We start from the raw sequence: 12,502 nt of genomic DNA on the forward strand, positions 1-12,502 counted from the left end.
CCTCCTAAAAAAAGATATTGTAGCCGATCAGAAATAAAGTCCCTCCGATGTTTGCAGAGCCTGTTGTAAGGTAATTCACGGATGAGGATATAAAGTTAAATTCTGCAAAAATGGCCCCGGGCCCAAGTTTATTTATCCTGATGCCGGGGTATACGGAAAAACCAAACGAACTACCCTGTTCACTTACGGATGAAAATTTTGATATAGATGTGTTTACAGAAGAGCTAACAATACCCAGTCCTATACCCCCGTAAATATCTATCAGATCATTAATCGTGTAATCGTAAGTGAGTTGTATAAGTATGGGTAATGCATAACCTTTTAAATGGTAACTAATCGTGCCTGTCTGGATTGAACTGGCAGAGCCTGATTTATCTATGGGATAGTAGTCTATGCCAAGACCAATTGATAATGAAGAGCTGGAGTGTCTGTAGACCCTTTCCCCGGCCCCAATACCAAAGGAGAATCCGCTTTGAAAAGATGAAAAAGGCACAATCATGTCACCGATGCCGGCATTAAAGTATGTGTTTTTGTTTTCCGTGTAAGTTTCTCTATAATCGCTCTGCCTCATCGAGTATTCACGCGCATACAGATTGCTTGATGTAAAAACGCATGCCAGTAAAAAAAACATTACTACCCATGTTTTTATCATTACGCACCTCCATTTTTAATATAAGACAATGAAATGGTTTAGATGTAACATGAGCACACTCAAATACCGGCTGTAGTTTTACTTCAATCGTATTTTTCTTATGCATGCAAAAAACGGAAAGATTAACAGATAGCCTGCACCGACGGCAATGATCCACATGCCCATAATGACCCTCTTTAAAACTGGCAGCTCAGATGTTGTTTTGAAAAATACGGGCCGCCCATTTTCTAAAACCCGATGTCATTAATGTTGCAATCCCGGGTATTGCCTCGGTTAGTCTTGAGGAAATTTGAATCGGTACACGTTTCATAACCACGCTATTTATATAGTAAATGTATGCATCCGATATCCCTGTATGTTCCGGCTTATATATTATCTGGGCATTTTCAAAGGCGGTATACATTATGGGCTCAAACAAGCCTTTTGCCTGTGTCTTATCAATGTAGGTGATGATATTCCCGTACTCAAGACTGTAAGCAGTTATCAGGTATGAAAGATCGATAAAATCCCTAAGTCTAAATGAATAATTGTGATGTATTGCCATATGATAAAGCGTATAAATAAAGGATATCATGGGCTCAAACACATAAAAATTTTCGTTATCCCATTTTATCTTCATAGTGCATTCAAACGGGTTTAGAGGAGTTAAGAAAATAAATCTATCATCGAATAACCATGTATGGATCTCGAGCGATAGAATATCATCGGCGGATTGATACGGAGTGATGTGTGATTTTACCTCCTCAAACCATTTTCCACTCAGAGTTTTAAACAACGCATACATACTCTGTTCTTTCATCAATTCTTTCATTTTCAGGATATGTTCTTTTTTAATAAGTATGTCCACGTCAGCCATGGGTCTTATACCGACCTCGTTATATATAGAAACGGCGAATGCAGAGCCTTTTAACAGGATAATATCTATACCATACTTTTCAGCGGCTTGTCTCAGCAGTTTTTTTTTTAGCGCTTCAACAATAGTATGTTTCTGGCTGTATTCTGCATATAACTATTTTTTAAAGATGCCGGTATCTCAGGACTAAGAGTTGTGATATTTTTTTAATATTATGATATAAAAGGGGAGATAAAAATTACATGCTTGCAAGTTTTACGAGTTTTTTAAAATCCATACGTGTCAGTCTATTTTTGATAATGGTTATCCGTGAGTTTGACTTTGCCGGAGCACATATATCTATCAGTAATGTTCTGGAAGTGTTGAAAAGCATATTATAGATAAGAAAATGTTATATGATAATAGTTGGATATATCCGGCTGATCATCAAATACAACACCGTCTATACAAACCCAGCTATGTCCAATTATGGATGTTTTGTCTATACGGTCTTTTCGTATACCAGTATACAGTACGGCATTGTATCCCGATTCATTTAAGAATTTATAAAGTATTATTGTACGGTTCCAGCGATGCTGTGTTTTAAATATGCTTTTTATCTTTAACCATACGTGTGCATACCTTTTTATAAGTATCTTATTGAAAGATTTTTTTTGTCCTTTGAGAGAGTATCAAGAAATTCTTTCAGCCCATACTCCTTTTCAAGAAAAGGAATATAAAATATGTAAAAACCCATTCTCAAGAATAAAGATAAGCTGCCGGTTATTTTATCGGCGGTATTGTTATCCATGCGGGCTGATCATTAAGGTATGCATTGTCTGTTAATCCATGATTGTTTGAGCCGTTTATGGACATTGAGTATAATTGAAATCTTCCGGATCTGTTCGATGAGAATACAATAGTATAACCGCATGCAGTAGGATGCAGATCAAAATACTGGCTTAGGACGCAATCGGTTGAAGGATCGGTAAGCCTTTTCACGCCTGACCCATCCGGCTTCATACTATATATACTGTAATCCCCATCCCTTGTTTATACAAAGATTATCAAAAATTGTTTTAGATTCTTAAGCTTATCAGGCTGATGATAAACTTCGCGTGAGCATGAACCTATAAATAGGGCAGCTGCCATAAAAAAGCTTCTATATAGCATTGTTGGTAGTTTTGGAATCATGCCTTTTCAATTAATTTGCTGTTAAGTAATTTACTTATCAATGTGTTAACGCTGTCAAGAGCCTCTGCCTTATCCAAATCGTAAATAGAAATAAGTTGTTCAATATTTTTTTCAAGTGTCAGCGATACCTCAATACCTTTATATATAAGAAGTCCTGTCTCATTTAATGAATAATACCGTTCGCTCTTCAAATCAAGAAGCACAGCCTCGTTATCGTCAAGTTCTGTAATTATTATGTCCTTCGGGATGGTGTAGTTCATTTTGATGGATAAGGAGGGCAATGCCCTCCTTATTATTTATAATGAACTCGTTAAAGAATTAATGAGCAATGATACAAGCCCGACAAACTGGTTGACCTTGCCGTTGGTAATGTCCATTGTCGAATAACTTGTTGTACCGCAGCTCAGTGTTCCCTGATCTGCTATACCAAGCCATGAAGAGTACTGTGTACCCCAATGGAAATGTCCCATAGTTAATACGCCGTCAAAGCTTGGATCAGGGAAGAACACGTACGTGTCATCCGGTATGAACACCAATAGATTTATCCCCATACCTGAGAACATAACAGGCGTGGGAGGATCCACTGCCCTTCCGTCTGGCCAGAAATGGTATCTTGAAACGAATGGAGTATAACTCCCGGAAAATGGAGCAACAGTAGTTCCGGAAACGGTAGACAACAGTGTCATAAAATTACCGTCATATCCATCGTATATACCATTCTTCTCACCGCACACCGACCATGATTGTTGTGGATAATCAGGGAATGGATATGGAGGATTTGTACACGTTATATCATCTCCATAAGGATCCGGATTATTTGTAGGACTATATCCGAGTTCAAGATTATCAGCCACCCTGCCTGTCCCCGTATCACTAAATGCGGTTATAGGTAAACCCTGCCAATCTTTACCTACAAACGGAAATGTCTGCTCTTCATCATACTGGACTATAATATCTCCTGCATTGTGATATTGTCCGTCACCATATATGTCGTCAATCGGATCACCCGATTCCCATTGTACATATTTACCGGTTGAATCAGAGTACCATTCGCCTCCATATCCTGCAGTAAAAGGATTACCTACGCAATTATCGCATGTGCCGTTTACAAGGCTTGCTGTTGCTGTCCAGTAACCAGCCCCATTATTATATGCGGGGTCCGGCACATGGACAAATCCATCTGCAAAAGGCTCCGGCGGTACATATATGCCTGTTCCAGCCTTATCGACAAAAGGCGTTGCTTGTGGATAGTATAACGGTGCAAGTGTTTTCAGATTACCGGGTGGATAATTAAAGAACGCACCGAGATCTATAGAAGGTAATACACCGGGCAATAAAGTATAAAGCGTCCCGGCAGAGGCATAGTTTGTTAGAACCGGTAACAGCCCTCCAAGCATTGATGTAATTGCAGGACTACCTGAATAGGAAATGCCATTTACCATTCCTAATAACCTTTTGAGCAATATGCCTATTACCGGATAGAGATCCAGAGGGTGCTGGCCATTAGTATCAAGAATAGACCCCTGAAGGGCATAGCTTGTAGAAGAAATATCGGTTAAATATATAATCTTGGAAAGCGGAGGTATGGTTACGTTTGATACTCCGATCGGTAAAGATATACCCTGTATAAATAAAAGGTTGTCAATAAAAGCCGCTGCCCGTTTTCTATTCATCCCTGAAATGAGTATGGATACAGGGGATAAAGTGCTACTCAAACTTGGTACAATGGCAGGGAGTATTTGAAGAGCAACTACAAGCAATTGACTTAATAAAGGCGAACCCCACGGCTCTCCCGGATCATAATGCCCATTGCCGTCCGTACCCATAGGATTCTTAACTGGATCATAAAGATCACCTTTTGGATCAAGTCCTCTGTAACAGCCATTTGGTCCTGTTTCCAATTGATCGGGTGTATTATCAGTGCCCCAATCATGGAATCGTTTGCCAGGCTCATATACTCCGCTTCCCTCTGCTTCTGTAAATGGTATTCCCGATACCATGATAGGAACCTGATGATGTATAAGCCATGGAAAGTTTGGCGGAAATGCGTCATTCATGTCCGGATCGGGATTACAATCAGCATTGTAACCTGTTTCCTGAACATTAAATAAACCATCTATACCGGTATCATCAGGACCCGGCGAGAATACTGTACTCATATTTACCGCGGGGTTCCTTTGTTCCCATCCAGGCATAAATACGCCGTTCGGCAGTGTCGTAGAAACGTCTTCGACATAAGTGGTACCGGAAATCTCTCGTATCCCATCTCCGTAGCCGCAGGGTGTCCCATTTGAGAGATCCTGGGATGTGCATGGATGATTATCGCCTGCTGGATAAAGATTGAACTTAGAGGAATCAGTAATGTAATCAGGGCATTTATTAAAACTTGCCTCAGAAATAGAAGACGCAGGTATGGACATGGTTATATTGAGCCCATTAAAAGACAGCACAACTTTTTTTGGCTGACACTGCGGGAAATAAGACGGGCATCCGCCCCAGTCATCATAAAACATCAGCACATGATTAGAATTGTCACCCTTTCTGTTCATTATGAATGAAGCGCTGTCACCGAACGACTTGAATGCGTCTCCAAGTAATGATTGGGCATCTGTTAACTCCTGAGCACCGTTGGATGAAATCGTCCCGAAGGCTGGATCAAGTAACGGGCTTTGAGGTGCCGGACAACCTGATTTTACAGGGATTACAAGATTTATAAGTGCATTTGCCACACCATTATATGCAAACAATAGCTTAACTCCGCCTTGAATCGTTTCAAGGAGTCCTATAAAAGAGTCAACCTCTCCGAGGTCATAAGTACCCGACATATCAAGATATAACCTTGGATCTGTTAAGCTTGACGTATTGATTCCAAGGGTACTCATGTTATTTAAGATAACAAGGTCGGCACTATTTATTGTAAATGAAAAGCCCGTGAAAGGTAAAACCGCTTTTAAATTAGAAACAATTGGAGAAATAATATTATCAAGAATAGGACCAAGTAAATTTTGATACGGCGTGATATCAATGGGTTGACATGGATTTGATGATGATCCTCCTGTTAATGACCCAAGCATGTTAGAGCTTAATAGACTTGAAATGGTCGAGATCGCATTCCATATACCTATCATTCCAAGTCCGAAGTTTGCATGCGATTCAACATAAGCATAATTACTATCCCCTGGATTTATATTATTCAAGGCATCTGTGTACAGTGACTGTGCCTCTGATATTTGTGAACTGTTATTAAGTCCCCCGTTCATGATAATTTGATCCGCATTATGTGTGTTCTGGTATGGATTAACCTTTGAAGTTGCACACCGGGTTGTTAGAAAAAATAATGACAAAATAATTATAGAAAAGTGAATCACCCTTTGCCTCATGCCGCACCTCCATTTTTTATTAAAGGTGATTTAATCTTAGTTTTGTATAATAGTCAAGCACAAATCACAGAAAAAATGACAACTTGCCTACCCACGATTTTATCTTTGTAAGACAATTGATCCAGAGTACAATAGAGAAATACCGTGTTTTAAACCCGGCCTTTCTTGTTATCCGCGTTAATCACTATTACTGCTTTCTAATATTTATACAGCATGGCTGTTATTATTTTATAAACAAGCCTTGCTGCTAAAAAATCGGTATTGATGGATAATGGCGCCGGTGAAAGTTCAACAACATCGCATCCAACAAGGTTATGATGTTTTATAACCATTTTTATCAGATCGATTACATCATACCATCCCAACCCACCTGGTTCGGGTGTACCGACAGCAGGCGCAACGGACGGATCGAATCCGTCGAGATCTATAGTCAAATACACATTATCATGAAGCGATTCTGTTGCGTGTTCTTTCCATTGTGCATCTTTTCTTATGTTATGCATATAGAAGGTATGGATCCTGTCTTTTTTTATGGTCTCATACTCTTCTTTACTCTGGCTTCTTATACCTACCTGAACTATAGTTGCCATATCTTTTATTCTTGCCATTACGGATCCATGGCTGTAAATACTGCCCTGGTAACTTTCTCTTAGATCCGAATGTGCGTCAACGTGCAAAACACTTAAGGACTTAAACTTTTCTTTATACGCTTTTACGATTGGATATGTTATAGAGTGTTCGCCGCCTAACGAGATCAAAAACTTTTCCTTTATCGGGAGTTGTTTTACAGTTGAGTAAATTCTGTTGATGGCATCATCGGGTATAAGGTTCTGGAAATTAATATGTTCAAGTGTATTTATACCCGTAAGATATGTTTCAACGCCTGCCTCTTCGTCAAATAGCTCTACATAATGTGAAGCCCTTATTATAGCCTCAGGCCCGTTTTTTGTCCCATCGATATAGGATGTAGTTTGCTCGTAGGGGATGGGCAGAATTAGAAAATTCGCCCTTTTAAAGGGAACATTATATCCAATAAAGCTATTTTTGTCTGCAATGGGTATCATCATGGGAGAAGCACTGCGGATGCAAGTACCGTTGTCCAGTATCCGTCTTTATCAACCGTAGCTGATTGGGTTATGTTACGGGTTGTTACAATATGACCTTTGATTGTCCATATCTCTTTTTGTTCATCATAGCTTTTGTTTGAATCAAACTCTACTCCCATTGTTGTTGCAAGCATGTAGGCAGCAAGGTCCTCTGCATAATCTCCTGCTACCTTTTCCGTCTGGCCAAAACCATGATGTTCTGATAAATAGCCGTGAATTGTTTCATCCTTCGGATTAGCAAGTCCGATTGATGCTGCAACAAGCCTGTGCGGTTCGTTAGAAGAGTTTTCCGATAATACACAAAACACGATTTGACCTTGCTGTAAATGCTGCAAGCCCTGTTCAATGCTTATTATTTTGCATCGTGGCGGGATAATGCTGCTCACCTTGACAAGGTTATATTCTGCTATTTTTGCATCTCTCAATGCCATCTCAAAACTTGTTAACTTTTCTGTATGCCTGCCAATGCCCTTTGTTAAAAATAGTTTAGAAGGTACAAACATTTATCCTCCTTATAATCATGTGCGTATCTCTATACATAGATTTTACGATGTCAATAAAAACGTTGATTTGGTGCTAACGGTTACTATTGATAGCGTATTTCGACAGGTACGTATATTGAACTCCTTGACAATGAATATATATTCTTATACAGAATGTACAATTAAAAAAATGAACCATAATTCAAAAATGAAACTTACAAGAAAAGAAAAAGAAAAATTAGTCAGGAAGCAGGACATAATAGAAGCTGCGATAAAAGTGTTTTCCGAGAAAGGATTCTACGAAACATCTGTGCAGGATATAGCAAAAATAGTGGAAATGGGTGTCGGTACTATTTACAAATATTTCAAGAATAAAGACGATCTGTATTATAATGCGATTTTATACAAGTTTGAAGGATTTGATAAACTCTTGAGTGAAAAACTTGTTGACAATAAAACCTTTATTGACCAGCTTACCACTATTGTAAAGGTATGGCTTGAATACTTTGACACAAATAAAGCATTTTTTATGGTCATATTTTCTGAATGGGCAAACGTAAAGAAAACGATGATGCACGGATTAAAAATAAGAATCATGCGTAAGATGGAGAGAGACAGTAATAACATAAAGCTGCTGATAGAAAAGGCGAAAAGAGAAAATGAAATAAGGGATGATATAGACACCGATATCCTGAATTCAATAATTACCGGGACTATTCGGGATGTTATTCACAGAAAGTATTTTAATATGATAAAGTCTGATTCTACTACTATAATAAACAATATTATCGTGATCGTATCAGAAGGTATAATGAAGGAAAGGAAGGAAATTCTATGAAACGGATGACTATAGCTATTGTAATGCTATTAATGATTACACAACCGTATATTGCAAATGCATGCGAGCAGCTTAGTATAGATAATGCCGTACAGCTTGCATTGGGCAACAACAAAACGTTAAAGCAGGCGGAACAGGAAAAAGAAGCAGCATATTCAAAGATCATACAGGCAAGAGCCGGATTCATGCCGGAGATACAGGCATCGGGAACATATATATTCACTTATCAGCTTCCTATACTTACTATACCACCTAACGCTTTTGGTCCCAAATTCCCGTCAACAGCTATTAACACAAGGATCAATTTCTCTACATGGAATTATACGGCAGGGTTTAATGCGTCGTGGACATTATTTGCCGGTGGTATGATATGGAATAATTATAACGCATCAAAGTACTTGTACGAATCATCCTCCGCATCGGTGCAGGATACAAGACAGGAAATCATATATCAGGTTAAAAAAGCTTATTATGATTTTTTGCTTGCAAAAGAATCTGTAAGTATAATTAAGCACTCGATTGTTATTGCGAAGGAGCATTTTAAGAACACACAGAACAGATATAGTGCCGGCGAGGCATCGGAACTCGATGTTTTAAATGCGAATGTGAGTCTTGCCAATTTACAGCCGCAGGTAATAGCTGCTGAAAATAATGTGAAGATCACGGAACTTAATCTGAAAAATCTCCTTGGTGTTGAGTTTACTGATAATGTATGCGGAAATGCTGATGTCCCTTTACCTCAGCTTTCAAACAGCCTTGGGCAGTTCCAGCAGGACGCGGAGCAAAAAAACTATCAACTTAAATCGGTCGAAAAACAGATCAAGGCATCGGCGTATTACAAGAGGGTTTCATTTGGCAGATTCATACCGTCACTTACAGTAGGCGGGTATTACAACTGGTTATCAAATGACTTTGGTACATGGCAGCCCATATATCAGGCTGAACTTGTCCTCTCAATACCGCTTTTCAGCGGTGGTTCAGATGTCGGCAAGGTAAAAGAGGCTAATGCGGATTATTATAGACTTACCTTTTTAAAATCACAGATAAAGGATACTATCAGACTATCGATTGAAGGCGTATATTCAAGTGCGGTTGTTGCAGAAAAAGAATTAAAGGCTGCGGAATATGCCGTAAATACTGCACAAAAAGCAGAGTCTATTGCCGAAGAACAATACCGGATCGGGACTGCCATAAATATAGATGTACTTAATGCGGATTTAGCTCTAAGAGAGGCACAGATAAATTATGTAAAGGCAAAGTACAACTATTTAACTGCTGTAGCAGAACTTGACAGGATTACCGGCATAGGGGAATAGGCGTTCAAAAGAATCATTAATTTTAGTCGAAAATTACCGTGAAAGGAAGTTTAATATGGATGGTCAAACTAAAGAAACAAAAAAGAATAATAGGATGTCTTATAAAAAACTTCGGGTACAGGTGCCTGTTCTACTTATAATAGCAGGTATAATATTTGGGTTGGTGTGGTGGAGGTACTGGGCAAATTTTGCTTACACAGAGGATGCACAGATTGATGCGGACCTTATTTTAATAAGTTCTCCTCTTCCTGCTTATATTGATCAACTGTACGTTGATGAAGGTGATCCAGTAAAGATTGGTATGCCTCTTGTGCGGGTAACATTATCCAACATTATCACAGACAAGGATCTTAAATCAGCAAGGTCGGAGGCAAATATTCAATATGTTAATGCGGAAAAAGAACTTAAGGTACTTAAATCCCAGATGATAGATGCGCAGAAAAATTCGCAGAGGATTGAGGCGATATACAAAAAGGGCGGTATAAATGCGCAGTCCGTTCTTGACGCAAAAACCAGGTATGAGGTTTTAAGAGAGCAGTACGAATCTCAACAGATAACAGCCGGTCTTCAAAAAGACATACTCGATGCCACATATAACAGGCTTAGCGGTATTATCTTAAAAAGCCCTATAAATGGTGTAGTTTCAGAGAGAAGTGCAAACATAGGACAGAATATGGGACCAGGTGATCCCATTTTTGGGCTTGTTGATTTGGATAAGGTCTGGATAGTTGCTAATTTTAAAGAGACGCATGTCGGTAAAATTAAAGCAGGGCAGAAAGTAGCTATATCCGTAGACACGTATCCGGGCGTTAATTTTAAAGGTACTGTCTTACATGTAGAAAACGCTACGGTGGGCGCATATTCCGTAATACCTTCAGAAAATCCATCAGGAACATTTATAAAGATTGTTCAAAGAATACCTGTAAAGATTGCGGTTGACACGGAAGGCTATGTCTTAAGACCCGGCATGTCTGTTGAAGTTAAAGTACGTATAAGGAAGTTTAGCTGGTTATGACAACAATACCAAAGGTCTTTAGGGCAGCAGCCTTAATTTAAAAGAAAATACCGTCCGAGACAAATACAAATGGAAGATAATACCAATCATAATGATGCATCCTACAAGTGGTGGGTGCTTGCAATAGTAATGATAGGCAGCTTCATGGGTGTGATGGATAACTCTGTCGTTAATGTTGCCCTGCCGCATTTCATGGTCGCATTCGGAGTAAACACAGAGCAGGTTGAATGGGTTGTTACGGCTTATATGCTTGCATTTGCAATACTTATGCCGCTTGCAACATGGTTAAGGAATTTGCTTGGATTAAAGGTCGCATTTTTGCTCGAGCTGATGATATTTGTGATAGGTTCATTCTTGTGCAGCTTGTCATGGAGTCTTGAATCGTTGATAGCTTTCAGACTCCTCCAGGCTGTTGGAGCAGGTGATATAATGCCTACAGGTATGACAATGATTGCAGAGGTTTTCCCAAAAGAGGAAAGAGGACTTGCACTTGGTATATGGGGAGCAGGTGTAACAGCGGCCCCTGCAGTAGGTCCAACACTTGGCGGATATTTGCTCGATCATGTGAGCTGGCATGCACTATTTTATATAAACATTCCTATAGGTGTGCTTGCGTTTTTCTGGGGTTTAACAATCCTTAAGTCGTCAAAAGGTGATATCAATGTTCTTAAGAGTTTTGATTTTATCGGATTTATTACCTTTGGGCTGTTCCTTGGCACATTACTTGTCGCGCTTGAAAAGGGACAGGAAAAAGGCTGGTCATCCGGTTATATTCTATCATTATTTATAGTATCTTACTTCTCTCTCTGGATATTTATCGCTACAGAATTTATTGTAAAAAAACCAATCATAGATCTCAGAATATTTAAGAATTATAATTTCGTTATGTCTAATATACTTGGTGTAATAAGATCTATTGCCTTGTTTGGTACCGTTTTCTTGATGCCGTTGTTCTTCCAGAACCTGATGAGTTATTCCGCCACATTAACCGGCATATTACTTATTCCACAAGCATTAGCAGTCCCTTTTGCTATGCCCTTGGCGGGAAAACTGACCGATAAGATAGGACCAAAGATACCTATCTTGTTCGGCGTTTTGTTAACATCATATTCGTTGTTTTATTTTTCATCCTTATCCATAATCTCAAGTTACGGCTTTATAGTTATTGGATTGGTTATGCGGGGTTTTGGTATAGGTTTTTTAATGGCACCTCTTACAAGTACTGCCGTAAATTCACTTCCTAAAGAGCAAATAAATCTTGGCTCAGGAGTATTGAATGTTATTATGCAGGTTGGAGGTTCTCTTGGTATTGCTACGTTAGGAACAATACTAGAGAGCAGGGGAGATTTCTACATGTCAACTTACGCGGGACACCTGAGTTTTACTTATCCATATACAAAGCAGCTATTGAATAGGATTGCATATTATACTATCAATAGAGGTGCTACTTTATATAATGCCTCGATCGCATCAAGAGGCTCGTTTATTGCATATCTGCATCTATGGGCTCAATCCAATGCATTTGATGATGCCTTTTTGATAGCCGGCTTATTTGTTTTAGCAGGTATTATACCGGCACTTCTACTTCGAAATATTATTTATAGGAAAAAAAATAAAAAAACTGAAGAAGAGATTGAATTTATAGAAATGTAAACCTTAATAAGAATAATTTATCTGTTGACTTATA

11 protein-coding genes are annotated in these 12,502 nt (G+C 38.9%); 4 read left to right on the forward strand and 7 right to left on the reverse strand.

Annotated elements, in window-relative coordinates:
- Positions 1–4 precede the first annotated feature (4 nt).
- The 7 genes from M1381_09560 to M1381_09590 form a co-directional block, all read right to left on the reverse strand.
- The gene (locus tag M1381_09560; protein MCL4479326.1) at positions 5–652 is read right to left on the reverse strand and encodes an outer membrane beta-barrel protein; all 648 of its coding nucleotides are present in this window, start codon (positions 650–652) and stop codon (positions 5–7) included.
- A gap of 190 nt (positions 653–842) precedes the next feature.
- The gene (locus tag M1381_09565) at positions 843–1,565 is read right to left on the reverse strand and encodes a nucleotidyltransferase family protein (GenBank protein ID MCL4479327.1); all 723 of its coding nucleotides are present in this window, start codon (positions 1,563–1,565) and stop codon (positions 843–845) included.
- 702 nt (positions 1,566–2,267) lie between these two features.
- Positions 2,268–2,507, reverse strand: a complete 240-nt coding sequence (locus tag M1381_09570) for a hypothetical protein (GenBank protein MCL4479328.1) — start codon at positions 2,505–2,507, stop codon at positions 2,268–2,270.
- Between the two features lie 167 nt (positions 2,508–2,674).
- The gene (locus tag M1381_09575; protein ID MCL4479329.1) at positions 2,675–2,938 is read right to left on the reverse strand and encodes a PqqD family protein; all 264 of its coding nucleotides are present in this window, start codon (positions 2,936–2,938) and stop codon (positions 2,675–2,677) included.
- 36 nt (positions 2,939–2,974) lie between these two features.
- Complete coding sequence (locus tag M1381_09580; protein MCL4479330.1) at positions 2,975–6,058, reverse strand: hypothetical protein; 3,084 nt, start codon at positions 6,056–6,058, stop codon at positions 2,975–2,977.
- 197 nt (positions 6,059–6,255) lie between these two features.
- The gene (speB, locus tag M1381_09585; GenBank protein ID MCL4479331.1) at positions 6,256–7,125 is read right to left on the reverse strand and encodes an agmatinase; all 870 of its coding nucleotides are present in this window, start codon (positions 7,123–7,125) and stop codon (positions 6,256–6,258) included.
- The gene (locus tag M1381_09590) at positions 7,122–7,667 is read right to left on the reverse strand and encodes an arginine decarboxylase, pyruvoyl-dependent (GenBank protein ID MCL4479332.1); all 546 of its coding nucleotides are present in this window, start codon (positions 7,665–7,667) and stop codon (positions 7,122–7,124) included. The genes speB and M1381_09590 overlap by 4 nt, the downstream gene beginning before the upstream one ends.
- 169 nt (positions 7,668–7,836) lie before the next feature.
- Here M1381_09590 and M1381_09595 point away from each other — a divergent pair, with 169 nt between their 5' ends.
- The 4 genes from M1381_09595 (at position 7,837) to M1381_09610 (ending at position 12,468) form a co-directional block, all read left to right on the forward strand.
- The gene (locus tag M1381_09595; GenBank protein MCL4479333.1) at positions 7,837–8,484 is read left to right on the forward strand and encodes a TetR/AcrR family transcriptional regulator; all 648 of its coding nucleotides are present in this window, start codon (positions 7,837–7,839) and stop codon (positions 8,482–8,484) included.
- Positions 8,481–9,800, forward strand: a complete 1,320-nt coding sequence (locus M1381_09600; protein MCL4479334.1) for a TolC family protein — start codon at positions 8,481–8,483, stop codon at positions 9,798–9,800. The genes M1381_09595 and M1381_09600 overlap by 4 nt, the downstream gene beginning before the upstream one ends.
- 55 nt (positions 9,801–9,855) lie before the next feature.
- The gene (locus M1381_09605) at positions 9,856–10,815 is read left to right on the forward strand and encodes an HlyD family secretion protein (protein ID MCL4479335.1); all 960 of its coding nucleotides are present in this window, start codon (positions 9,856–9,858) and stop codon (positions 10,813–10,815) included.
- Between the two features lie 69 nt (positions 10,816–10,884).
- Complete coding sequence (locus M1381_09610) at positions 10,885–12,468, forward strand: DHA2 family efflux MFS transporter permease subunit (protein ID MCL4479336.1); 1,584 nt, start codon at positions 10,885–10,887, stop codon at positions 12,466–12,468.
- The last annotated feature ends 34 nt before the right edge of the window (positions 12,469–12,502 follow it).

This window comes from Deltaproteobacteria bacterium (assembly GCA_023382265.1).
Classification (GTDB): domain Bacteria; phylum JAMCPX01; class JAMCPX01; order JAMCPX01; family JAMCPX01; genus JAMCPX01.